At 40.0% G+C, this 23352-nt stretch carries 23 protein-coding genes; 7 read left to right on the top strand and 16 right to left on the bottom strand.

The annotated features are described in order from the left end of the window. Window positions 1-16 precede the first annotated feature (16 nt). Genes ACQKL6_RS10485 through ACQKL6_RS10475 form a run of 3 tightly spaced genes read right to left on the bottom strand, consistent with a single transcriptional unit; the run spans window position 17 to window position 3229 of the window. The gene (locus ACQKL6_RS10485) at window positions 17-1975 is read right to left on the bottom strand and encodes a DUF6449 domain-containing protein (RefSeq protein WP_427651048.1); all 1959 of its coding nucleotides are present in this window, start codon (window positions 1973-1975) and stop codon (window positions 17-19) included. Further along, a complete protein-coding gene (locus ACQKL6_RS10480) occupies window positions 1950-2849 on the bottom strand; it encodes an ABC transporter ATP-binding protein (protein ID WP_407406577.1) in 900 nt (299 codons plus the stop codon). The genes ACQKL6_RS10485 and ACQKL6_RS10480 overlap by 26 nt, the downstream gene beginning before the upstream one ends. Beyond that, window positions 2846-3229 carry a GntR family transcriptional regulator gene (locus ACQKL6_RS10475; RefSeq protein ID WP_402867918.1) on the bottom strand — a complete coding sequence of 128 codons (384 nt, stop codon included), beginning with the start codon at window positions 3227-3229 and terminating at the stop codon, window positions 2846-2848. The genes ACQKL6_RS10480 and ACQKL6_RS10475 overlap by 4 nt, the downstream gene beginning before the upstream one ends. 185 nt (window positions 3230-3414) lie before the next feature. Between ACQKL6_RS10475 and ACQKL6_RS10470 the strand changes: the two genes are divergently transcribed. Together ACQKL6_RS10470 and ACQKL6_RS10465 are read left to right on the top strand one after the other, a co-directional pair. Beyond that, the gene (locus ACQKL6_RS10470; protein WP_427651047.1) at window positions 3415-3831 is read left to right on the top strand and encodes an organic hydroperoxide resistance protein; all 417 of its coding nucleotides are present in this window, start codon (window positions 3415-3417) and stop codon (window positions 3829-3831) included. 190 nt (window positions 3832-4021) lie between these two features. Continuing rightward, window positions 4022-4837, top strand: a complete 816-nt coding sequence (locus ACQKL6_RS10465) for a glycerophosphodiester phosphodiesterase (RefSeq protein WP_427651046.1) — start codon at window positions 4022-4024, stop codon at window positions 4835-4837. Between the two features lie 58 nt (window positions 4838-4895). Here ACQKL6_RS10465 and ACQKL6_RS10460 read toward each other — a convergent pair whose 3' ends face one another. Further along, window positions 4896-5324: a hypothetical protein gene (locus ACQKL6_RS10460; protein WP_427651045.1), complete on the bottom strand. Its 429-nt coding sequence runs from the start codon at window positions 5322-5324 to the stop codon at window positions 4896-4898. A 256-nt stretch (window positions 5325-5580) separates the two neighbouring features. Here ACQKL6_RS10460 and ACQKL6_RS10455 point away from each other — a divergent pair, with 256 nt between their 5' ends. After that, the gene (locus tag ACQKL6_RS10455) at window positions 5581-5868 is read left to right on the top strand and encodes a hypothetical protein (RefSeq protein WP_402867914.1); all 288 of its coding nucleotides are present in this window, start codon (window positions 5581-5583) and stop codon (window positions 5866-5868) included. 28 nt (window positions 5869-5896) lie between these two features. Continuing rightward, window positions 5897-6682, top strand: coding sequence for a membrane protein insertase YidC (gene yidC, locus ACQKL6_RS10450; RefSeq protein ID WP_402867913.1), 786 nt, complete (start codon window positions 5897-5899; stop codon window positions 6680-6682). A gap of 127 nt (window positions 6683-6809) precedes the next feature. Here the strand turns inward: yidC and cphA are convergent, their stop codons facing one another. After that, window positions 6810-9446 carry a cyanophycin synthetase gene (cphA, locus tag ACQKL6_RS10445; protein ID WP_427651044.1) on the bottom strand — a complete coding sequence of 879 codons (2637 nt, stop codon included), beginning with the start codon at window positions 9444-9446 and terminating at the stop codon, window positions 6810-6812. After that, window positions 9443-10255: a cyanophycinase gene (locus ACQKL6_RS10440; RefSeq protein ID WP_402867911.1), complete on the bottom strand. Its 813-nt coding sequence runs from the start codon at window positions 10253-10255 to the stop codon at window positions 9443-9445. The genes cphA and ACQKL6_RS10440 overlap by 4 nt, the downstream gene beginning before the upstream one ends. A gap of 187 nt (window positions 10256-10442) precedes the next feature. Here ACQKL6_RS10440 and ACQKL6_RS10435 point away from each other — a divergent pair, with 187 nt between their 5' ends. After that, the gene (locus tag ACQKL6_RS10435; protein ID WP_402867910.1) at window positions 10443-10865 is read left to right on the top strand and encodes a pyridoxamine 5'-phosphate oxidase family protein; all 423 of its coding nucleotides are present in this window, start codon (window positions 10443-10445) and stop codon (window positions 10863-10865) included. A 140-nt stretch (window positions 10866-11005) separates the two neighbouring features. Here the strand turns inward: ACQKL6_RS10435 and ACQKL6_RS10430 are convergent, their stop codons facing one another. The 7 genes from ACQKL6_RS10430 to ACQKL6_RS10400 all read right to left on the bottom strand — a co-directional run bounded on the left by ACQKL6_RS10430 (window position 11006) and on the right by ACQKL6_RS10400 (window position 18111). Beyond that, window positions 11006-12052, bottom strand: a complete 1047-nt coding sequence (locus tag ACQKL6_RS10430; protein ID WP_427651043.1) for a M42 family metallopeptidase — start codon at window positions 12050-12052, stop codon at window positions 11006-11008. A gap of 149 nt (window positions 12053-12201) precedes the next feature. Beyond that, window positions 12202-12393: a hypothetical protein gene (locus ACQKL6_RS10425; protein ID WP_402867908.1), complete on the bottom strand. Its 192-nt coding sequence runs from the start codon at window positions 12391-12393 to the stop codon at window positions 12202-12204. Between the two features lie 97 nt (window positions 12394-12490). Further along, on the bottom strand, window positions 12491-14257 hold the full coding sequence (opp4A, locus tag ACQKL6_RS10420) for an oligopeptide ABC transporter substrate-binding protein (RefSeq protein ID WP_427651042.1): 1767 nt from the start codon (window positions 14255-14257) through the stop codon (window positions 12491-12493). Between the two features lie 18 nt (window positions 14258-14275). Then, window positions 14276-15175: an ABC transporter permease gene (locus tag ACQKL6_RS10415; RefSeq protein ID WP_407406586.1), complete on the bottom strand. Its 900-nt coding sequence runs from the start codon at window positions 15173-15175 to the stop codon at window positions 14276-14278. A gap of 23 nt (window positions 15176-15198) precedes the next feature. Beyond that, complete coding sequence (opp4B, locus tag ACQKL6_RS10410) at window positions 15199-16167, bottom strand: oligopeptide ABC transporter permease (RefSeq protein ID WP_402867905.1); 969 nt, start codon at window positions 16165-16167, stop codon at window positions 15199-15201. Between the two features lie 14 nt (window positions 16168-16181). Beyond that, window positions 16182-17108, bottom strand: a complete 927-nt coding sequence (locus ACQKL6_RS10405; protein WP_407406566.1) for an ABC transporter ATP-binding protein — start codon at window positions 17106-17108, stop codon at window positions 16182-16184. Then, complete coding sequence (locus ACQKL6_RS10400; RefSeq protein WP_427651041.1) at window positions 17086-18111, bottom strand: ABC transporter ATP-binding protein; 1026 nt, start codon at window positions 18109-18111, stop codon at window positions 17086-17088. Before ACQKL6_RS10400 ends, ACQKL6_RS10405 begins: the two co-directional genes overlap by 23 nt. A gap of 485 nt (window positions 18112-18596) precedes the next feature. Here ACQKL6_RS10400 and ACQKL6_RS10395 point away from each other — a divergent pair, with 485 nt between their 5' ends. After that, window positions 18597-19232 (top strand): Bax inhibitor-1/YccA family protein, encoded by a 636-nt coding sequence (locus ACQKL6_RS10395; RefSeq protein ID WP_403123720.1) that lies wholly within the window; start codon window positions 18597-18599, stop codon window positions 19230-19232. Window positions 19233-19262: 30 nt separating this feature from the next. On the opposite strand, the gene ACQKL6_RS10390 is transcribed toward ACQKL6_RS10395, so the two are convergent. Together ACQKL6_RS10390 and ACQKL6_RS10385 are read right to left on the bottom strand one after the other, a co-directional pair. Then, a complete protein-coding gene (locus ACQKL6_RS10390; RefSeq protein ID WP_402867901.1) occupies window positions 19263-19805 on the bottom strand; it encodes an acyl-CoA thioesterase in 543 nt (180 codons plus the stop codon). Between the two features lie 165 nt (window positions 19806-19970). Continuing rightward, window positions 19971-20468 carry a DinB family protein gene (locus ACQKL6_RS10385; RefSeq protein WP_402867900.1) on the bottom strand — a complete coding sequence of 166 codons (498 nt, stop codon included), beginning with the start codon at window positions 20466-20468 and terminating at the stop codon, window positions 19971-19973. 184 nt (window positions 20469-20652) lie between these two features. On the opposite strand from ACQKL6_RS10385, the gene ACQKL6_RS10380 reads away from it, so the two are divergent. After that, window positions 20653-22470 carry an ABC transporter ATP-binding protein gene (locus ACQKL6_RS10380; RefSeq protein WP_427651040.1) on the top strand — a complete coding sequence of 606 codons (1818 nt, stop codon included), beginning with the start codon at window positions 20653-20655 and terminating at the stop codon, window positions 22468-22470. Between the two features lie 75 nt (window positions 22471-22545). Here ACQKL6_RS10380 and ACQKL6_RS10375 read toward each other — a convergent pair whose 3' ends face one another. After that, window positions 22546-23244: a GDSL-type esterase/lipase family protein gene (locus ACQKL6_RS10375; protein ID WP_402867898.1), complete on the bottom strand. Its 699-nt coding sequence runs from the start codon at window positions 23242-23244 to the stop codon at window positions 22546-22548. Between the last annotated feature and the right edge of the window lie 108 nt (window positions 23245-23352).

The following is a 23352-nucleotide window of genomic DNA, read 5'->3' as shown; positions in this document are numbered from 1 at the left end:
CATCCTCCCTTTCTATTCATTCAAAGTGGTTTAAAATAAAATCGGGAACATGGTCACCAGAAAAAGTCCTTATCTCAAAATCTCGGCTATCCTTATAATAAAAAACAGCTGTATACTTTCCTTCCCCATAATCCAATTGACTGTTTTCGATGGCCATCTCTATTTCATCAGGCTGATCAATCTTCAACAGAATCGACTGCTTTTCCACTTTTTGTTCAATTTCTTCTTCGGACGTACTATATAAATTAAAATCGGTCTTCGTTACAAGAATATGAGAGATATCATTTGCCGTTAATCTTGCCTCTTCAGCTTGTCCCGTTTGTTCCATCCAATTTGTGAAGGCAGGATAAGAAGAGTTCCAATTCATATAGATGGTCTTGTTATTTTCGAGAAGAATTTCAATGTATGCATATTCTCCCCAGGTCTTCGTCATTTGGGCGAGTGTCTGGTTATTCAGGTCTTCCGATAACGCCTGAACCGCTTCCGCAAGCTGCTGTTTATCAGTAATGATTACGGACTTATCCATTTCTCCGGTGGCATTGATTTTCATTTTGGAAACTTCTTCAACCGGTACATGCAACAGCTCATTCACTGTTTGTTTATATTCGCTAGATTCATAGATTTTGGCTAAAAGCGGCATATACGACTCATAATTTTGCAAATGGTACTCCCTCGCTAAATGTCTTCCATTTTCAAGTTCGTATATAAGAAACACGGAGTTTTCAGGATTAGGATCTGCGACGCTCTCCATCTTACCCTTTTCAAGAATCTGCTGATGTAACAAACGTACAGCTGAGATATTTTCGTTTTCTTTTAGATAGATTGAACTCCCTGAATCCTCATCTTCATAATATATAGGTGAATGGTTCCCTATATATATTTGGTTGATCATCTTTTTATCAGGCACCTTAGACTCATACGAAAGCGGATCTAACTTTAGAAGGATGGAAAGAGCGATGACACTCACCATAAAGGTGATGTACCCTTTAAAAGAAAACCGGACCCGCCAAGTCTTTTGCAAGACGAGATCGCCTAAATAATAGCCAATTATGGATCCAATCACATAGCCGAACACGACCCATTCGATTTTCCCGGTTGTTTGACTAAAATAAAAGCCGGAAAAAAGCATCATGCTTATCGTTAAACCATATTTAAATACCGGTTTAATCAAGGGGAACACAAAGGCTTGCGATACATGTTCCAGCTTTCTCCGTTTATAGAGAACCAATGAAAGCCATAGAAATAGGCAGGAGACCAGTGCATAGATTAGTAGCTGAAAGGAGAAAACATTCATTTTTTCCATTTCAGTTGCCGCCAATATAGGGGACATGCTATTCATGTTGGCACTTAAGTAGTATTCGGCAAAAAAACCAACCATCAAAAACTTCACATTCGCCGCTAGTAAGATAAATAGCCCAGCTGGCAACCCAAGCGTTATATAGGTAAGTAAGCCCTGTAGAGCCGATAATCCCGTCACCATTCCAATTAAGACAGCTACAGAGAAAATCACTGTCTCCATGACAAAAGTAATGCCCATCCACGACCAAATATCTGAAAGGCTATACAATTTTTCAACATCTAAGGCTGAGTGGAATAAATACAAGATGAGGCCTGTAAGCAAAATGGGGACAATGATAAAGGAAATCCCCATCCCTATCATATGAACGTATATACTTCTCCTAGTGATCGGTAAACTATGTATAAAATCCGAAGCCTGTTTTACTTGTAAAAATCGAAATAGGAAAATGGCGAGCAATACCGGAATGCTTATGACTAGGACGAATTGAATCATCCCCTGACTGGAAAATAAATTTACAAAGTTCATATATCCATTATTATTATTGAGAATAATCGTTAATATTTCCAAAGGCAGTGCAAAAATAAGGCCGATAAAATAAAGAAACCCAATCCATCCGGTACTTCTAAAAATATAAAATACCAGTTCTTTATTAAACGAGACTATTTTGAATGGCATAGCCGATGTCCCCCATTTCATATATGAAGATCTCCTCCAAAGTGAGGGGCAGGATATCGAATATATCAGGTTGAAACTGGCTGAAATGAGTCTTGATATCAGATTCTTTTCCTTTTAAGATGCAGACGATGACGCTGCCCCTCCTTTCCTTATTCAGGATTTGCATGCCACGGTAAATGCCATATGGAATTTTATTTTTAAAGGCTATTTGAACTTTATGTACATCCGCTTTCAAATCATCCAAATCTTTCTGGATGATGAGCTCCCCTTGATGCAATATCCCCACATGATCTGCTAAATCTTCAATTTCCCGAAGGTTATGGGATGAAATCAAGATTGTCATTTCACGTTCGGATACATCCTGAATCAGCAACTGTTTCACATTTTTGCGCATGACCGGATCAAGCCCATCAAAGGGTTCATCGAGTATTAAAACTTCTGGCATCGTTGAAAGGGCCAGCCAAAAAGCAACCTGCCTCTGCATTCCCTTAGACAGCTTGTGAATTTTATATTGAAAGGGAATCGCAAACACTTCCTGCAATTGATAAAAACGTTCTTGATTCCATTCACTATAAACATGACTATAAAAACCTGCCATTTGCATGATGGAATAGTTAGCCAAGAAGTAAGGCATATCAGGAAGGAAGAAACACCGATTTTTCACTTCACGGTTTTCAAACACTGGGGATTCATCGATAAGAACCTCACCGCTATCCTGGATCAAATTTCCTGAGAGCATTTTCAAAAGGGTCGTCTTTCCTGCCCCGTTCGATCCCAACAATCCAAAAATAGATCCTCTTTGTATATCCAAACTTACGTCTTTGATCGCTACTTTTCCTTCATATAACTTACTAACACGCTTGATTTCTATCATGTTTCCCCCCCCTTTGCTATCGAACTTATATCCTTGACCAACCTATAAATTTCTTTTTTTTCGATACCAATATACAGGGCTTCCGCTAACACTCTAGTAAGCTCCGACCTTATCTTCTCTTCCTTTAATGAATTCTTCAATTCCCCGGGGGGTAAAACGAAATTACCTTTTCCTGGTATCGTATATATAAACCCTTCCGCTTCAAGCTGCCTATAAGCTTTTTGAATCGTATTAGGGTTAATGGTCAGTTCCTGAGCCAATATTCTAACGGAAGGCAGCTGGTCATGTTCTTTTAGTACGTCACTGATTATAAGCTCTTTGAATTTTTCCATTAATTGTTCATAAATGGGTCTTCTACTTTGTACGTCCAACTCAAACATCATCAGCCCCCTCACTGTACTAAGTGTACTACTTGGCTTAATACAGTTATTATAAAACAACTTATTCCAATTTCATACAATTTTTAAATAAATTATAAATAGATGACCAACTCTCTTTCTTTTGTTTAACAAGTCCAATTAATGGGAACCTATATAATATAACTAAATCAAAAGGAGTTGTTTTTTTGAAACCATTATATACAACTGCAGTTACCGTACACGGTGGACGTGAAGGCCATGTAAAATCGGAGGACGGCATCCTCGATTTTGATGTAAGGTCACCGAAAGAATTAGGTGGTTCTGGTGACAAGGCAACAAACCCGGAACAGTTATTTGCCGCAGGGTATGCCGCTTGTTTTGGCAGTGCATTGAACCTTGTACTTAGTAAGGAAAAAAAGAAAGTGGATACATCCGTGACTGCGAATGTCACAATCGGGAAAGATGAGACAGATGGCGGTTTCAAATTGGCCGTTAGATTAGATGTTTCCATCCCAGACCTGAGCAAAGAAGAAGCTGAAGGATTTGTAAAGAAAGCACACGCAACTTGCCCTTACTCCAAGGCAACCCGCGGGAATATAGACGTTACACCAATCATCGTATAATGAAAAAGGAATGGATGCAGCTTCTAAAGCTGCATCCATTCTTTCTTTTATTGCCTGTTATATACAAGACGCCAAGCTCCTTCAATCCTCCTTATCTCTCTCATATAGACGTTTTGACAACGTTCTTTTATTTCTTTTAAATGAGGGTAGATATCTAATAACCCATAAATATAATCAAGGAGTGTGCAAATTGAAAGAGTTATTCCTTATAGTCTTTATCATCTTATTCATCCTGCTCATTTTTTCCTTTAACAGAAGGAAAAGGGTGGTTCACATTCTCTCAAATCAACATACACCACTAAAGATTGGACATCGCGGGGCATCGGGATATTGTCCTGAGAATACAATGGCATCCTATTATAAAGCAATAGAGATGGGCGTGGATGTTCTGGAAGTAGATATCCATCTTAGTAAAGATGGGGAACTTATGGTGCATCATGATCCAACTCTCGAGAGGACGACTAACGGTAAGGGAAATCTCAGGGACTATACAGCCGCAGAGTTACTAGAATTGGATGCCGGGAGCTGGTTTCACCCTGATTTTAAAAATGAAAAGATTCCCTTGCTTAGCGAGGTTTTGGAAACTTTTTCGTCTTATGAGATTGGACTATTAATAGAAATTAAACACCCCTCCCTTTACCCCGGTATCGAGAGAAAACTGGCAGAAGAACTCTTGAAAAGTCCGCTTAATTCAAACGTTGAAAATAAAATCATGGTTCATTCTTTTGATATGAACTCCATGAAAACTTTTCACGAACTCTTACCCAAAATTCCAGTCGGCGTACTAATCAATCGGCGAATTTCGGATCAAAAACTAAAAGAGATTTCAGAATTTGCAACTTTTGCGAATCCAAAGCAAACGTTGTTAAACCCGAATCTTAAAACACGAATTCAGAGTCACGGAATGAAAGTATTTACTTGGACAGTCAACAATAAAAAACAGATGCAATCTCTAAAGAAAATGAACTTGGATGGAATCATTTCGGATTTTCCTGACTTTTTTTGAAAGAGAGATAACATTGGATCCCCCAAAAAAACAATCCGCTTCTGCGGATTGTTTTTTTTCAATAGCATTGAAAAGATTGAATTTCATCTTCATCGGTACCATAGTAGGCCCATCGTTTTTGATTGGGTCTCCAGCGGTAACCTGCAACGGTATTCCGACCAACATACGTAGGATAAAGCCAAAATGAGCGGCCATTCCTTAACCAAATATACGTATTTTTATATAAACACCCTCTCATTGCCCCAGCTTCAATTCCGAAAAAACCTACATTTGGAAATTGTGGGATGAATGAAGGCGGAGGTACAGTAGGTGGTCCTCCTCCTTGAGGGGGCCTTGGTGGTGGCGGCTGCCTCTCTTCAAAATTCAGATAGTCAAATTGATTGGACTCCACTGGAAAACCATTATCCACATATGGGTTAAATGGATTAAGATAGAACTGACTATCAAAATAATTGATGTGCGAATTAAATGGATCGTATAGATTCATCCTTTTTTCACCTCGTTATAAACTTCCCTCTATTCATATGTAGGCTGCAGACCATCCGTGACATGGCTGACTGATATAATTAAAATGATTTTCATTCAGCGTACCCATGAAAAACTAAAATATCCCTCTATTTTCTTTTTAAAAAACATATGATTTTTTCGCATTCTATAACTTGAATCTGGTATAGTGTTCTTACAGATATTAGAATGCGTTTTATACAGCAACTATCCTTATCTAAGAAAAAGAAGGGATTACTATGTGGGAGTTATTATTAGAATTTGATTATCAAACCATCCGCCATGCACTATGGGCAGGGTACTTATTGACCTTCGTCTTCCCTTTTGCGGCGTTTTACTTTATTAATAAAAATCAGACACTCTTAAATGATAAATATCAAGCTTCACTTCACTCAAGCCCTGGTAAATCTCTTGTTTATACAGGTAGCGTTTTTCATCCACTAGGAATACGACGCTTTATCACTTATATTCGCCAAAAGGACTCTCCAGATGATTCTGAAGAGCCAAGCCTCCTTCTCATTGTTTAACCATTAACAATTTGAGGAGGAATATATTTTGAAGAAGAAAAATGTACTATTAATTGGAACACTCTTTCTAATGATCGGCCTTTTATCAGGATGTTCAGCAGCTACTAGCGGACCCTTTCATACTGTAGTAGTCAATCCGATGAACACATTGCTTGAATTTAATGCGGATTTTTTTAACGGGAATTATGGGATAGGCATCATCATGATGACTGTCATCATTCGTCTCATTCTGTTACCATTGAATATCAAGCAATATAAAACACAACGCAACATGAAGACGAAAATGAATGGACTCAAGCCAGAAATGACTGCCATTCAGCAGAAGATTAAAGAAACGAAGGATCCTGCCAAACAGAAGGAACTTCAGCAGGAAATGATGAAACTCTATCAAAAACATGGTGTCAATCCTTTAAATATGGGTTGCCTGCCCCTTTTGATCCAGATGCCAATTCTAATGGGTGTGTATTATGCGATTCAAGGATCTCATGAAATTGCTACCCATAACTTCCTTTGGTTCAGTCTTGGGGAGCCTAACATCGCCATGGCACTCATTGCCGGAGTCATTTACTATTTCCAATCTGTGATTTCCATGAGGCAAATGCCGGAAGATCAACAGAAACAAATGAAGATAATGAGTTTGGTCTCACCTGCCATGATCTTGTTCATTTCATTCTCCGCCCCTGCTGCTTTGCCACTATATTGGTCAGTAGGTGGATTATTCATGATTGTACAGACCATTGTACTTCAACGTGTTTATAACAACGAAAAGACAAATGTGCCTGCCGTCAATGAAACCAACGCAAAAAAAAGCTAACCCTATTACTATACCCTGTAGTTCAGACTTTTCAAGGAGTCTGAACTACAGGGTTTTTTATAGGATAAAGGGTAAAAGGCCAAAGAAGATGACCTTTATGTAAGGATCATCTTCCTAAAGCCGCTATTTACCTATTTCCATTCATTTTCTTAGGCAATGCATTTTTTGTAATGGTTTCGAAAAAACGCTCTACATAATTAAAATCGGTGTAAAAAAACAATAGAAGGTCCCCAGGTTGGGATAATTCCCAAGCTTTTAAAAACGCATCCATTTCATTTGGAACAATGACTGCCTGTTCACCGGTCAAACCTCTTTTAAACGCCGCTTCCTGAATCAGTTCAGCTACTTCTAAAGGGTTTCTGCCTCGCAAATCATCGTCCTCTTTAATAATGAACAAATCCGTCTGTACAGCCACGATATTTGCCAGGCTAATGATTTCTTCATTTATTCGATCGCCTGGTCCCGCCAAAACAGTAATGAGTCGATTTCTATGATACGCACTAACGGTATCGAAAATGGCTTTTAGTCCTGCTGCATTATGAGCATAGTCAATGAGAATGGTCCTTTCATTGACCTTTTTCAAGTTAAATCTTCCTTTGGATAGATTTCCATCTGGCATGAATGTCATAGCCTTCTTTCGTAATTCATCGATAGAAATGCCTTGTGTCGAGGCTGCCGCTAAAGCTTGGAGCAAATTGGATACGTTATGGCGGGCCTTACCCTTAATCGTGATGGGTACTTCCTCACATTCCATGAAACGTTTTACTCCTCCGTTTTCCACATAATTGATTATTCCTTGTTCATCCACATACCAAGCCCTTTTTCTTTTTTTAATCGCTGCCATTATGACGGGATGATTGGCTTGAGTAGAGGTATAAATCACTTCCCCGTCTGTATATTCGTTCATGGCCACTACATGAGGGTCATCCGCGTTCAACACACAATATCCATTTTCGAGAACAACCTCCGCTACCAGTCGCTTTAATTTAACTAGGTCCTCCAGCGTTTCAATTCCATCACGACCAAGATGATCCTCACTCACATTGGTAATAACCCCTACGTCGCACCTACGAAAAGCAAGCCCTTCCCTTAAAATCCCACCTCTTGCTGTCTCCAATACGGCTGTATCTACTTCTGGATGGGATAAGACCATTCTTGCACTTATTGGCCCACTGCAATCCCCTTGATCGAGAACCTCTTGACCCACATATACCCCGTCGGAATTCGTCATTCCGACTTTATTCCGATCATTAGAAAGAAAATAATGTATCATTCTGGTCGTTGTGGTTTTTCCGTTTGTCCCCGTTACCGCGATAATCGGGATGGCCGCCTCTTCTCGGCTAGGAAATAGATAATCGACAATTGCCTTGCCCACATCTCTTTTTTTTCCTTCACTTGGATAATGATGCATCCGAATCCCCGGTGCTGCATTCACTTCTATGATGGCCATTTTTGTGTAATCGAATGGTTTCGAAATGTCTTGGCAAATAAAGTCTATGCCCGCTACATCCAGATTAATCGCATTTGCAGCACCTATAGCCACTTTCCTTATAGTCGGGTGAACCTGTTCCGTTACATCGATTGCCTTCCCTCCGGTTGAAAGGTTTGCATTTCCGACCACTTGGATTACCTCACCTTTTTTCGGAATGCTCCCCAGGTTCCTGTTCTGTTTTTCCAAATAACACGTTACCGTATGTGTAAGGGGGATTTTGGACATCGGTTTTTCATGGCCCTCTCCCCTCAACGGATTCTGGTTTTCCTTCTCTATCAAGTTGCGTATAGTCTCCCTCCCATTCCCGATGACATAGGGCGGTAGCCGGAGACTGGCGGCAGCAAGCTTTCCATCTACGACTAATAAGCGATAATCATGTCCTTCAAAATGGCGTTCCACAATGTACTTCTGTACGTGGGATTCCAAGCAATGAGCGACATTAAATAATTCATCTTTATTTTTAATATGGGTAATGACCCCTTGGCCCTGCCGCCCGTTAAAAGGTTTAAGGACGAGTGGAAAACCAAGTCTATCCGCTGAATCAAATATTTCCTCAATCGAATGCGCGACTTCGCCTTCCGGTACGGGAAGGCCACAGCCTTTCAGAATTTCCTTCGTCATCGATTTATCACAGGCATTCTCTACGGCTATATTGGAAGTCTGGCTTGTAATCGTCGCCTGGACAAACTTCTGCCTAGAACCAGTCCCTATCCGGACCAAGCTATTTTCCCCAATTCGCTCGACAGGGATATTCCTCGCATGTGCCGCCTGGTAAATGGCCTCTGTACTAGGTCCCAATTTATGTTGGTAATATAAATTGGCTATTTGCTCCACATAGGATTGAACATTGATATTCTTTTCACGTTTTAAAATGGCTTCCACGATTTCTTTGCTGGAGAGGAATGCCTGAAATCCCGACTTAGGCTCCTTATAATCGTAGGTAACGGAATAAACCCCAGGATCTTTCATCATAATCGTTTTCCCACGAACAACATCTATACCAGCCATATTTTGCAGTTCAATCGCCATATGCTCCAATACATGTCCCATCCATGTACCACGGTTCAACCTCTCAGCAAAACCACCCTCATAACCATGAGAACATGTATGCTTGCCCAGGTCGGGGAGCACCTCCAACAGCCTTTCATTAAAGCCAGGAATCGAATCAGATGGCCTTTCCTCCAGTTCCTCCAAGTCCAATTCAATGCAAATGGTTGGTTTATATGCGAAAAAGTTAGGTCCTTTTAAATAGCGGACTCGATTGATTTTCATGATTGAATCCTCTTCTCCAGCGACAATTTTCTTGTCTTCAAGTCAAATTGATACCCTCTAGTTAAAGCATGTAGACGAAAACCTGAAAGTGTCAGTTCTTCGCTTCCGTTTTCAGCAATCGTAATATTGATATAGTCACTACTACTTCCATCAAGCACCAGAACTTGATTTATTCCATACACTTCAAATTTCCCATCGCTTACTACTATCGCTGTATTTTCATCTATACCAATACCCATGATTTCTTCATTTTCAGCTATCGCACTTAATAACCGATCGAACCGGCCGCGTTGTGAAAAATGCTGGTCAATCAGGAGTCCATCCAAAAATCCGAATCCCTTCCCTATTTCCACCTTCAATTTTTCATCATCCAGTTTCATATCTGCGGCAACAATCATTCGCTTCCCCATAATCGAGGCACCCGCGCTTGTCCCGGCCACAACCATTCCATCATGCCAGGACTTCGAAAGAGTCTGATGCAATCGGGAATCACGGATCAGCTCGGACAATCGACTTTGATTCCCCCCTGTTATGAATACAGCCGAAAAAGAGGCCAATTGTTCACAAATGGCCGGATCCTCTGCATCTCTTTTCGAATTCACCTCGAGAACTTCCACTCGATTTACACCAAGCTCTTTAAAGATGCGGATGTATTCTTTACTAACCTCATCGGGAATTTCGCTAGCAGTTGGTAGGATCCCGATTCCACCTGGTTTTCTCGTTGCAAGCTCCACGAATTTATTCAAAACTTCACCTTCTAGGCATTTATCTTCCGCCCCGCCGATGATCAGTAATTCTCCACAATTCATTTGCCTGTACTCACCTTCACCTATAGATTTAAAAACAAGAATTTGCTTTTTCCATAAACACGTAATCAATAGTATGGTACTTTAGCATAAATTCCATTCATCCAAATAATAAAAACTGTGCAAATCCGTTTAAGTTATAGGCATAAGAGGAAGAGTAATAAAGAGAAAAATAAAAGGAGTGGTGAAGATGAGTCAAGATCAATTAAAAGAAAAAATATTGAATGTGATCAAGGAAAGCAAAATCGGAGTCCTATCAACAGTAGAAAATAACAAGCCCTATTCGCGCTACATGACATTCTTCAACGAGGAATTAACCTTTTATACACCAACAAGCGTAAAGACTGAAAAAATAGATGAAATAGAAAAGAACCCACATGTTCATGTCTTGTTTGGCTATGACAATGAAGGCCTTGGCGATTCATACATTGAAATTTCAGGAACATCGAAAATCAATGATACCGCCGAATTGAAGAAAAAGTTATGGAATAAATCCTTTGAACAATGGTTTGAAGGGCCAGAAGATCCAAACTACGTATTATTACAGATCAAACCCGATTCTATTCGACTTATGAATAATAACGGTGAGCCACCAGAAGAACTAAACCTTTAAGTAACCAATTGACCGATAAACATCGTAATTTGACCGATATATTGATAAATGGACCGATATATCTTCAAGTTTGACTGATAAACGAATGGAATCGACCGATAAATATAAAAACCCTCGCATAAGCGAGGGTTTTTATGTGATCAGACAAGCTCAGATTGTAAATAGTGTGCAACTAGGTTCGCTGTATGCTTCAAAGATGAGAGATGCGTTCTCTCAAATGCATGCGATGCATCAATCCCTGGTCCGATTAAGCCATGAACCACATCGAATCCTGCACGGATTGCTGCTGAGGCATCAGAACCATAGTACGGGTAAATATCGACGCGATAATCGATGTCATTCGCCTTGGCAAGTGAAACCAGATGCTGGCGTAACTTATAATGGTACGGACCGGAAGAATCTTTAGCACAAATGGAAACACTATATTCATCCGTCGTTTGCCCTTCCCCGATTGCACCCATATCGACAGCTAAGTATTCAACCGTCTTATCAGGAATATTGGAATTACCGCCATATCCGATTTCTTCATTATTTGAAATCAGGAAATGCGTCGTATATGCCAATTCGATTTTCCCCGCTTGAATCTGCTCAATAATATGAAGCAAAATGCCAACACTTGCTTTGTCATCCAAATGTCTAGACTTCAAGAAACCAGTCTTCGTTTCCTCGATCCTTGGTGCGAATGAAACAAAGTCACCAACGGATATGCCCACGGCCTCTGTTTCCTCTTTTGATTTGACGACTGCATCGATACGAACCTCGATTGTCTCTTCATCACGCTTAGCGTCCCCAGCATTTTTATACACATGTACGGATGTTTGGTTAATCAATATCGTGCCTGTGACAATATCTCCACTTGCGGTATGGATTTCACAGTATTCTCCTTCAACGGAATTCCACCGAAACCCGCCAATCATCGTCAACTTCAGCCGGCCATTTGGCTTAATTTCCTTAACCATGGCCCCCAATGTATCCACATGGGCCGTCAGCAATCGATGACAGCTATCATCTTTACCTTTTAAAGTGGCAAGCAATGCTCCCTTGTTCGTGATTTGGTAGGATACTTGCTTACTTTCCATGAAGGCTGCCGTATACTTAATGGCCTGTTCCGTATAACCGGATGGACTGGGAATGGATACTAACTCTTTTATGTACGAAACGATTTCTTTTTCATTAACTTGATTCATCAATGACACTCCCTTCTTCTTATATAAAAGTATATCTCTTTCAGCGATTAAAGAACATATTAAAGGACATATATAAAGACCGTCAATTGACGGTCCCATACAAACCGATTCTTTAATCCAGGTAACGCGATGAAACTTGCGAACCATGATTACTTTAACTGTCTTTGTTTATTGGACATTTCCTTCATGAATTCCAAGAAGGCAATTCTCTTTTCATCAGGATAGGCTACGATGTCTGTAATGATTTCCTCTTCAAGTGGCTTTAATAGACGACCAACCGATTCCGTAAACAATATTTCAAGTTCCCGCTTTGTTTCATTTGGATTTCTCACTTCCATCACTATCACCCTTCCAAATACTTACTATTCATATATAGCCTTAATTCACCATCTTAAAACCAAAGAATCGGCTGCCAATGGAGGCAGCCGACTTTTTACATTATTTTTTAGCTGATTCTTCTGTCACACCTACATCAAACCATTGATATTGGCGACCCGCAGTATAATCATAACCAGTCACACGTTCATTGACCCCGGTCATTGTATATCGGAATAGAGTTGGGATAAGAGGCACTTCATCATGGATCAATTGTTGCCACTCGTTATAGACATCGACACGGTATTGATCGTCGAACGCTTCCTCCGAAATTCCTTTTGCCAATAGTTCATCATTCTTATCATTCACCCAGCGAGTATAATTGAATTGTGCTTGTCTTGACCAGATTCCAGATGGATCTGGATCGGAAGCCACACCCCAAGCTGCTTGGAAAATATCTACCTTATCGCTATCTTTTTTCAACAAATCATAAAATGAATTGAACTCATGAAGACGTCCATCTAACATTTGTACATCCAGCCCGACTTCCTGCCATTGCTGGATATAGTATTTCGTAAGCGGTTCGGCAATATCTCCACCACTCATGGATGCAAAATTAATTTTGAACTCCTTGCCATCCGGATCTTCGCGAAGGCCATCGTCATTCGTATCTTTATATCCTGCTTCATCCAATAGTTTTTTCGCTTTTTCTGGATCATATTCATATGGCTTTATATCTTTATTGTTATATTTAAAGGTTGGCGTGATAACCGAGTTGGCAGGGAAACGAAGTCCTTTATACATCTTCTCGCCGACCTGTTCGTTGTTGATGGAATAGGCCATCGCCTGGCGAAGTCGTTTATCTTGGAATTTCGGGTTATCCATCACGTTTTCGCCTTTTTTCTTATCATAGTGCCCTAAATTAAAACCGATGTACGTATAAGCCAAATCGACTTTCCCTAAAATCTCGATGTTTTCCAATTTATCGGCTTGATCATAATAATCCGCCGAAACTTCTGCCACATCAACATCCCCATTTTCCAATGATTTTACAACAACGGATGGGTTGATGACTTTCAATGTGATGCTGTCCAACTTAGGAGCTCCGCGATAGTAATCTTTATTCGCTTCGAATTCAACCGCTTCACCTTGAACGATTTTCTTCACTTTGAATGGTCCGAAACCTATTGGGTTTTTACGGATTTTATCGGAAGACTCCAAATCACCAATCGCAACATCTTTTAAGTATTCCTTGTGAAGCGGATATGTCCATAGTCCTGTCTTAACCGAAGGATTCGCTTTCTTAAAGGTGAAGCTGATTTTCTTTCCGTCTACCTTGATTCCGGAAATACTGTCTGCCTTACCTTCATGATACTCTTCCATCCCTTCAATCAATGCCATTTGTTCATCATAACGGACTCCCTTGTACTCTTTGCTTCCCATTACGAGATAAGCATATTCTAAGTCGGCCCCCGTTACAGGTTTACCGTCATGCCAATTGACATTGTCTTTGATGGTAAGTGAGACCGTTTTATTATCTTCTGATATTTCATAGGTAGCTGCGCCTTCATTTGTAAATACCCAATCTTCATCGGTATCCAATAAATCTTCATCAAAGAACGTAATAACTTGATTATCCGGATCACCTTGGTAGAAGACTTTATTTAAGATTCCTTCAAATGGCGTATCAGATACCAAACCGTAAGTAAGGTGACCGCCTTCGATTGGTTTCCCTTTATTTGATGTAACCGCCGGGAATTTCGATGCATCCACTTGTTCAACAGCTTTTCCCTTTTTCTCCTTAGTCGACGTATCATCTGAACATGCAGCAAGAAGTAGCGACGATATGGCCAATGCACTTAATACTTTGCTATAATTTTTAATTTTCATGACATACACTCCCCTTTTTTATCCTCTTCTTTGTCTTGCGTCAGCAGCACGTTTCAATGCTTGACCAACAAAATTTATACTCAGCATCAACACTAGAATCATGAGTGATGCGGGTATCCATATCCACCATTTGTTTTCTAAAACATCTGGGTTTCGAGCATAACTTATGAGCGTACCTAAACTCGGTGTGCTCTCTGGAAGACCGAATCCTAAAAAGGTCAAGCTGGATTCTAGGCCAATATTGCCTGCAAGATTCAAAATGAAGTTTACGATGATCAGAGAACTTATATTTGGAAGTACCTGGAAAATAATGATTTTCCAATGTGGAGTACCAAGTGTTTGTGACGCATGAACATAATCCAATTCCCGCTCAGATAATACCTTCGAACGAATGAGCCTTGCCTTACCGGTCCATAAAAACAGCGTCATGATCAAAATGAAAACCGGGACATTAAAAGTAGGCACAATCGTAACGAAAACAATGATGAACATTAACTGTGGCAGCGCAATGACAAAATCTATAATACGCATGATTACATTATCGGTAGCACCGCCAAAATAACCAGCAAGAAGCCCAAAAGTCAATCCGATGATAGCCGTGAATAAAGTAATAAATAAACTAATCGTGAATGAATTCCTTGTACCGATGATGAGTTGTCCAAATACATCCCGTCCACCATAGTCAGTTCCAAGCCAATAGTCCGAAGATGGCTCCATATAGATGGATAAGAAATCGACTTTAGCGATTTCCTTGGCATCCATGAAGAAAGATGCACCATAAACGAAAAGCAAGATGGCTGCCAGTAGAATCAATGAGCCCATTGCCATTTTATCTTTCTTAATTTCCTGCCAAATGATTTTCATTCCCGAAGGACTCACTTCTTGAACTTGTATGTTATTTCCAGTTTCAACTTTCATTTCCATTAGACTCACCCCACTTCCTATTCTATCCGTATACGCGGATCCACCGCGCTAAGTATGATGTCAGAAAGAAGAGTGCCAAGCAAAGTGGCGAATCCTGTCATCATGACAATGGCCGTCACGACACTGAAGTCCCTTAGGCTTACAGAGCTAAGGAATAGCTGGCCTAATCCTGGATAACTGAAAATGGTCTCGATTATGACAGAGCCACCGATTAAACCAGTGATTTCATATCCTAAGAATGCAGCAATCGGTAGGAATGAATTTCTCAAGATATGTCGTGAGTATACTTTCGATTCCGGAACACCTTTCGATCGAGCGGTCCTTACGAAATCCTTAATCTTATTATCTATGATTTCATTTCGCAAATATTGAATGGTACTTGTCGTTGCAATTAAAGCCGTACTTAAAGCTGGCAGGATCAAATGGTTAATCTTACTGACCACATAAGCGAACGTCCCTGAATCCAATTTGGAATCGACGCTTCCACCAGATGGGAACCAATTTAGACCGAACCCGAAAACAAATAGCATAATAAGAGCAAATATGAAAATTGGTGTACCAAAACCTAGATAACTGTAACCGGTAACTCCTTTGTCCATCCACGTATCATTATATCTACCGCTAACTATGCCGAGTGGAATAGCTAGCAAATATGTAAAGATAAGAGTGACGATTGCAAGAAAAACCGTATTCCAAAGCCTGTTTTCAATGACATCCATAACTGGTATTTTGTGCGTATAAGACACTCCGAAGTCCCCTTGGACAGCATTTGATGCCCATCTTACATATTGTTGGTACCAAGGGTCATTCAAGCCCATGTCATCCCTGATTCTTTCAAGCTCAGCCGGATCCGCCCTTGGGTTGCTTATTTCCTGACCTGACAAGGCATCACCTGGCATGGCTTTTGCCATCATGAAAACGATGATGCTCAACAGAAAGAGCTGCGGAATCATGACTAATAGGCGCCTAAGGATAAATTTCCACATTACTTTCCACCTCCTTATTGTATTGCGACTCTATGAGTGGACGAAACTGGCTTTAAATCGTAGGCCCGTCCGTTTTCATCAAAGTATTGGGAATAAGACGTTTCATACTCCGCTGTCAATTTCTTTCTGAGTAGTATTTTTTGCTCACGCACTTCCGGTTCTAGGTCCGGAATGGCTGCTATCAAACGTTTGGTATAGATGTGCTGAGGGTTTTCATAGATTTCCTGGCTTGTGCCCTCTTCTACGATTCTTCCGCGATACATCACGCCCATCCTGTCACACATATGCCTGATTACCCCGAGATCATGGCCGACAAATAAATAGGTCAAGTTAAACTCCTCCTGTAAATCTTGAAGGAAGTTCAATACCTGTGCTTGGACCGATACATCCAGCGCAGACACAGGTTCATCGGCAATGATCAGTTTTGGCTTTAACGTCAAAGATCTCGCAATTCCTATACGCTGACGCTGGCCGCCTGAAAACTCATGTGGATACTTATAAATGGATTCGGGACTTAGACCGACTTTATCCAAGAAGTCCTGAACAATTTTCTTTTCTTCTCCAGGCGACAACTTTTCAAAATTCCTTAACGGCTCGGCAATGATATCGAGAACCCGCTTTTTAGGATTTAAAGAAGAATATGGATCTTGAAAAATCATTTGGATATCTTTTCGGAATGGCTTGATTTCTTTTCTGCTCAACGAAGCTAAATCCCTGCCTTCGAACATGATTTTTCCCGATGTCACTTCATTCAGCTTGACCACAGCTTTACCCGTCGTTGACTTCCCACTTCCTGATTCTCCAACCAAACCGTAGGTCTCACCTTGCTGCAATTCGAATGACACACCATCGACAGCTCTGACATGATCTACTACTCTACGAAAAAAACCGCCCCTTATAGGGAAATGCACTTTTAAATTATCTACCTTGAGTAATGTCATAAGGCTTTGCCTCTCCTTCAGATTGAAAATAAAAATCCTTATAACACGTGCACCTAACATAATGACCTTGACCAACTTCATGCAGGACAGGTGACTCCTCGTGGGCCTGTTTGGGGATCCAAGGAATCCGTTCTTGGAATCGGCACCCATTCCTATCCATTTTCGCTATGGAGGGCACGATTCCTTCTATAACGTGCAAACGTTTTTTTTCAGTGGTAGCCGAAGGGATGGAATTTAGCAAAGATCGTGTATAAGGATGCAGTGGTTTTTTGAATATATCTTTAACACTTCCAGTCTCGACCACTTGTCCGGCATACATCACGACAATCCGATCAGCAACTTCTGCCACTACGCTTAAGTCATGAGTAATCAAGATGATTCCCATTTTTGTCTTACTCTGTATTTCCTTCAACAAATCCAGGATTTGAGCTTGGATCGTCACATCTAGAGCCGTCGTTGGTTCATCCGCAATGACCAAGGCAGGATTACAAGCTATCGCGATCGATATCATGGCCCTTTGGCGCATGCCACCTGAAAGTTCATGAGGGAACTGCTTGTAGGTCCTTTCCGGATAAGGGATGCCAACCTGGGTTAGCAGTTCAATTGTTCTTTTCTTTTTTTCATTGGTTGATAGATTCGTATGATAATCAAGATTTTCCTCAATCTGTTTTCCGACTGTCATTAGGGGATTCAATGCCGTCAGAGGTTCTTGGAATATCATCCCCAATTCCTTACCTCGAACTTTATTCATTTGTGACTCATTAAGGTCAAGTAGATTCTGACCCTTATAATTTATAACACCTTCAGATTTCGTTCTTTGCATATTATGTAATTGGATGATAGAGAGGGCCAGTGCACTCTTACCACAACCTGACTCACCAACCACGGCTACAATTTCATTTTCATTCACCGTGAACGAGACATCGTCCACCGCTGCGTGATATTTATTCTTAATACGAAATGACGTAGTGAGGTTCTCTATTCGTAATATTGTCTTTTCCAACCTGATCCCCCCTAAACTGTTTTACCGATAAAATAAAAATTTTCTGATAATTAAATAAAAGTGTAATCAATTTTTAATATTAATTCAATATATTTATATCAAATTATAACATTTTTTTAATATATTATAACTTGAGGAATAATTTTTTCCTATAATTTTATTTCTAAAAATTAACTTTATTTCTTTTTATTTACTCGGATAAGGATTCTAATAGCTTATGCTCATCACAAAGAATGAAGATTTTTTTTGTATTTAAAAATAATGAATAATTATCTTATCTTCAAACTGAAATTTTTTATGTATTAGTTCCACTCAACCAACCAATCTAAATATTTTGATATTTCAGAAAATTTATATTCTGATAATACTCACCTTATGAATGGACGGTGCGTAGCTTTTTCTAGCAGGGTTTGGGTAATAAAGTGAAACCTTTCCCCTTATCTTTCGTAAGAATGGGTAATAATAATTATATGGAGGTTGACCGAATGTATTCACATACCGTTAATGCGTATATGCCCTCTGTTATGCGCACATTTGCTCTATCACTCGCGATTTCCGTTTTAGGAATGGCTGCTGGAATATTTATACCCCCGGCCTTATTTCTTCCCTTGGCGATTTTGGAAATCGCCATGCTGATTGGAGCCTTTATCTTGAGAAGGAAAAAAGCAATTGGATATACATTTCTTTATGCATTTACTTTCATATCGGGAATGACCACCTATCCCATCATCGCTCACTATCTCGCTTTGGCAGGCGCTAACGTCGTGATTTTGGCTGGAGTGACGACAACCGTCGTCTTTGGGGGGTTAGCTCTATATGCAACAACCACTAAGAGAGATCTTTCTTTTCTAAGTGGAATCCTCTTTGCTGCCTTGCTAGCGCTAATCGCCATCAGTATCTTTAATATATTCTCACCGTTAAGTTCCACGGCAATGCTTGTTTTTTCCTTTATTGGCATTCTTGTCTTCAGCGGATATGTTCTATATGATTTCAACCGCATGAAGCACTATGGGGTAACGGCAGAAGAAGTCCCGCTCATGGCATTGAATCTGTACCTTGATTTCATCAACCTGTTTATAAACATCCTTCGCTTTTTCGGTATATTATCAAGCAATGATTAAAAAAACGGGCAAATGCCCGTTTTTTCGTACTTATTTATATAACCCTGGTTCTGATTTTTCAGTCCAAGGCAATTTCACACCAAATGTGCTTGCGATGAATTGTGTATCATCTCTTCTTTTTTTCCTAACGTCTGCCCGGTGTTTGGCAGATTCATTCAAGTTCTTCTCCATTTCAGTCTCCGGAACCAAGCGGGGAACTGGAACAGGTTTTCCGTTCTCATCGATGGCAACAAAGGTCAAAAAGGAAATAACGCATAGATTCCGTTCTCCAGTAAGTAAGTCCTCGGCAACCACTTTTACGATAATTTCCATAGATGTCCTACCCGTATACGTAACGAAGCTTTCTAGGCATACTGCATTTCCTTCATGAATGGGATGCAGGAAATCGACAGAATCGGTCGATGCCGTAACGACATTACTTCTAGCATGGCGCATGGCAGAAATGGCCGCAACGTCATCAATGTAAGCCATTAATTTCCCACCAAACATTGTACCGATATTATTTGTATCAGGTGGTAGAACTAGACTCGTTTTTATAACCAAAGAGTCCGAGCAATGTTTTATTTCTTCCATGGTGACTGCACTCCTTTATGTCCATTTTCTCACTAGTTCACTTTAACGAATTTTGCGCGTTAAAGCAATAATCATGATTATTACCCACATTTTTCTCATCTCTCAATAGGTAAGTACTGCTTATATAGTCTTTCCTAAATCAATACATATATATAAAAAACTCACCTATTGGCTGAGTTTTTTTAGTTTGGCCTTCAACTCTTCAATTTGCAATAAATGCCGTTTCTCATGCAAACCGACAAACGGAATCCACTGCTTCAAACTTAAATCTTTAAACAAGGGGTGTGGGAATGACTTCTCTTCCAAGTCATTCTCCTTCGCTTGGGAGATTACCTTTTCCAATGCCTTACGTGAAGAGGCGAGCTTAGCTTTTACTTCAGCTAATGTTTGGAACTTCTCTGACGGAATGACAAATGGAGGCGCGTCCACTTTTACGTCACGATTTAATGTATACTGGATCGGTTTATCATCTACTCGATTGCTCTCGCCACTTGCCAGTGTATCGGCAATTCCTTTTGTTACCGCCCTCTCCATTAGAAATAGATGCTCCAATACCTGAATGATGCTCCAACGTCCATCTTCGGGATGTGCATTTACCTGTTCATCCGATAACCCGTTCACTGCCTGGAGAAGTTCTTCCCTGATTTTTGTGTTTTCTTCCACTCTACCAGCTCCTTATTCACTTTTTTATAATTATTCCACCGAAGGGATAAGTTGTAAAATATAAGGTTCTTTATTAAAGAAAAACCGCTCAAAAGTTGTCTATTTTTTTAAAACCTCTATGATATTCATAAAGGTTTTTTTGCTTTTAAAGACAACTTTCAATTTACCATAGGAGTGATTAAATATGAGCGGGGGACATATCCCTTTCAGCCACAAGGGCCGTAGCACCCTGACAGCTGCACCATCAAAAGGAAGCATTCGGTCAATGTTGAAACAAATATTCAATCGTATCCCATCCAGATGGAAATTTTCAAGTATGATCATATGCATAATGATTTTCATTTCCATGCTTGAGTTTTCCATCCCACAACTTACGCAATATACGATTGATGATGTCATACCTGGGAAAGAATATGACTCATTGATTTGGGTAGGCATAGGTATCCTCTTTGCGGCCATATTGTTAGCTTTGCTTAATTATGTGAACGGCTATATCGTATCTAAAGTGGGGCAAAAAGCGATCATGAATTTACGAAATGAAATGTATGACCATATTCAAAAATTGGATATGAAATTTTTTGATAAAAATAGAACGGGTGACTTAATGTCCCGGCTCACGAATGATGTGAACCTGCTTCAACAACTCATCTCATCAAGCATGCTACAAGTTATTACAGATACGGTCACCTTCTTTGCCATCGCAATCTATATGCTGTTCATCAATTGGAAACTGACCGTGGTCCTTCTCATTACCTTTCCGTTCATGTTCTATCTGACACGTGTATTTGGTAAACGAATCCGCCTCTCATTCAGAAGCGTGCAAAGTTCGGCCGGCGATGTCAGCAATCAGCTGCAGGATTCCCTTTCCGGCATACGGCTCATCCAATCCTTCACAAATGAAGAATTTGAATCAAAACGATTCGCGGACCGAAATCATGAGAATACGGTAGCAAACATCAAATCAGTTCGACTGAGGTCCATGTTTGGCCCGCTCATAGATTTAATGAATAATTTAGGTCTGATCGCCGTGATTGTATTTGGTGCCTGGCAAGTGATGCAGGGAGAATTTACGATTGGATTAATCGTGGCATTCCTGGCTTATCTCAGGCTTCTGCAAAGTCCAATCCGTAATTTCAGCCGTGTAATCAGTATCGTGCAACAATCGGCTGCAGCTTTTGAACGGATCACCGAAATAATGGAGACACAACCTGGAATCCAGGACAAAAAGACAGCAATTAATGTTCCCAAAATCACGAAACAAATCGAATTTCAAGGAATTGATTTCGCTTATGTCGAGGGGGTACCAGTACTCCGAAATCTTAACCTGATGATAAAAGCAGGACAGGTAACCGCTCTTGTCGGCTCATCCGGGGCAGGGAAATCAACGATTACCAGCCTTTTAATTCGTTTCTATGACCCCCAACAAGGGACAATAAAAATGGATGGCCATGATATTCGTGATCTCACCCTCAAATCTTTACGGAACCAAATGGGGGTTGTTTCGCAAGACATTATTTTGTTTACCGGGACCATCCGCGATAATATAACCTATGGTAAACTCGACGCAACGGACGAGGAAATTATCGAAGTGGCTAAGGCGGCATATGCTCATGATTTCATCAAGACGTTCCCAAAAGGATATGACTCACAAATCGGAGAACGTGGGGTCAAACTTTCTGGTGGCCAAAAGCAACGGATTGCCATCGCCAGGGCCCTTTTGAAGAATCCCCAAATCATCATTCTCGATGAGGCGACGGCATCGCTCGATACGGAATCCGAACATCTGATTCAGGAAGCGTTATCCAACCTATTAGAGAACCGGACTTCAATCGTCATTGCCCATCGGTTATCAACCGTTCAAAAGGCAGATCAAATTGTCGTTCTTGAAAAAGGGGTAATTCAAGAAAATGGAACGCACGAACAACTGCTACTAAATAATGGTCGCTATCGGCAGCTCCATGACTTACAGTTTCCACAGGCGGAGGCACCATCAGAAACATAACCAACCAGAAATCCGCCCCCGATAAATAAACCTAAAAGGGCATGGAAATCAAGTTTCCATGCCCTTTTATCGTTCTTATTTAAAATCATATTTATCTAAGATTCGATTGGTTATAAGCTGATAGCCTTCTTCATTTGGATGAATTTCATCACTGAAGTATGCTTTTTTATCTTTGTTTTCGAATAAATCGTTTGTAGGGATATACTTTAGTCTACTATCCTTGTCCACCATCTTTTGAATCGAATGATTATAATCACTAATATGGTTTTCTAATTTCAAGTCGTCTTTATTGGGGTTATATAACCCTATCACCAAGATATCAGCTTTATTATTTTTCTTTAGAAGCTCAGAAAGAATTTTATCTAAATGTTGTACATACTCTTTCTTTTCATCATTTATCTTTTGATCATTGATTTTTTTTAAGTTTCCACCATTACTGTTAATTAAATCATTGATTCCGATATAGACGATAAATGTGTCAGCCTTATCCAATTTTGTGTTAATCTCAAGATCTTCGAGCTGTTTAATGACACCGTCCGTTTCCTGACCTTTAATACCATAATTCCAGAATTGGACTTTTTCTGAATCGGAATCATTCGTTTTATGTTTCAAGTCATCAATATATCCTTCCCCTTCTTTATCGCCCTTTCCGTAAGTCAAAGAATCTCCAAATGCCATGACTCTTTGATCGTTTTTCGCATCTACTGCCTGAAACGCATAGGCAACTAAACAAATAACAAGTACAATAAAAAATAAGCCAACGATTTTCTTCATTTGTTTTGCTTCTCCTTTTGTATTCACTAGGAAGTATTTTATTTTTAAATACCCAAAAAGAGGACAAGCCTAACATTCGAATAATCTAATAAAAAACTTAAATTGCAT

Origin of the sequence: Peribacillus sp. NPDC097197 (assembly GCF_050278025.1) — a bacterium.
Classification (GTDB): domain Bacteria; phylum Bacillota; class Bacilli; order Bacillales; family DSM-1321; genus Peribacillus.
The sequence above is the reverse complement of the archived record's forward strand: the minus strand, read 5'-3'. Positions and strand labels throughout refer to the sequence as shown.

Coding starts and splice junctions, on each gene's coding strand:
- ACQKL6_RS10405 (WP_407406566.1), bottom strand. CDS start 17,108: ATGACATTACTCAAGGTAGATAATTTAAAAGTGCATTTCCCTATAAGG.
- ACQKL6_RS10430 (WP_427651043.1), bottom strand. CDS start 12,052: ATGAATCAAGTTAATGAAAAAGAAATCGTTTCGTACATAAAAGAGTTA.
- ACQKL6_RS10460 (WP_427651045.1), bottom strand. CDS start 5,324: ATGAATCTATACGATCCATTTAATTCGCACATCAATTATTTTGATAGT.
- opp4B (WP_402867905.1), bottom strand. CDS start 16,167: ATGTGGAAATTTATCCTTAGGCGCCTATTAGTCATGATTCCGCAGCTC.
- ACQKL6_RS10390 (WP_402867901.1), bottom strand. CDS start 19,805: ATGGAAGAAATAAAACATTGCTCGGACTCTTTGGTTATAAAAACGAGT.
- ACQKL6_RS10440 (WP_402867911.1), bottom strand. CDS start 10,255: ATGAATTGTGGAGAATTACTGATCATCGGCGGGGCGGAAGATAAATGC.
- ACQKL6_RS10480 (WP_407406577.1), bottom strand. CDS start 2,849: ATGATAGAAATCAAGCGTGTTAGTAAGTTATATGAAGGAAAAGTAGCG.
- ACQKL6_RS10395 (WP_403123720.1), top strand. CDS start 18,597: ATGTATTCACATACCGTTAATGCGTATATGCCCTCTGTTATGCGCACA.
- ACQKL6_RS10380 (WP_427651040.1), top strand. CDS start 20,653: ATGAGCGGGGGACATATCCCTTTCAGCCACAAGGGCCGTAGCACCCTG.
- ACQKL6_RS10435 (WP_402867910.1), top strand. CDS start 10,443: ATGAGTCAAGATCAATTAAAAGAAAAAATATTGAATGTGATCAAGGAA.
- ACQKL6_RS10415 (WP_407406586.1), bottom strand. CDS start 15,175: ATGAAAGTTGAAACTGGAAATAACATACAAGTTCAAGAAGTGAGTCCT.
- ACQKL6_RS10475 (WP_402867918.1), bottom strand. CDS start 3,229: ATGTTTGAGTTGGACGTACAAAGTAGAAGACCCATTTATGAACAATTA.
- cphA (WP_427651044.1), bottom strand. CDS start 9,446: ATGAAAATCAATCGAGTCCGCTATTTAAAAGGACCTAACTTTTTCGCA.
- ACQKL6_RS10375 (WP_402867898.1), bottom strand. CDS start 23,244: ATGAAGAAAATCGTTGGCTTATTTTTTATTGTACTTGTTATTTGTTTA.
- ACQKL6_RS10485 (WP_427651048.1), bottom strand. CDS start 1,975: ATGCCATTCAAAATAGTCTCGTTTAATAAAGAACTGGTATTTTATATT.
- ACQKL6_RS10455 (WP_402867914.1), top strand. CDS start 5,581: ATGTGGGAGTTATTATTAGAATTTGATTATCAAACCATCCGCCATGCA.
- opp4A (WP_427651042.1), bottom strand. CDS start 14,257: ATGAAAATTAAAAATTATAGCAAAGTATTAAGTGCATTGGCCATATCG.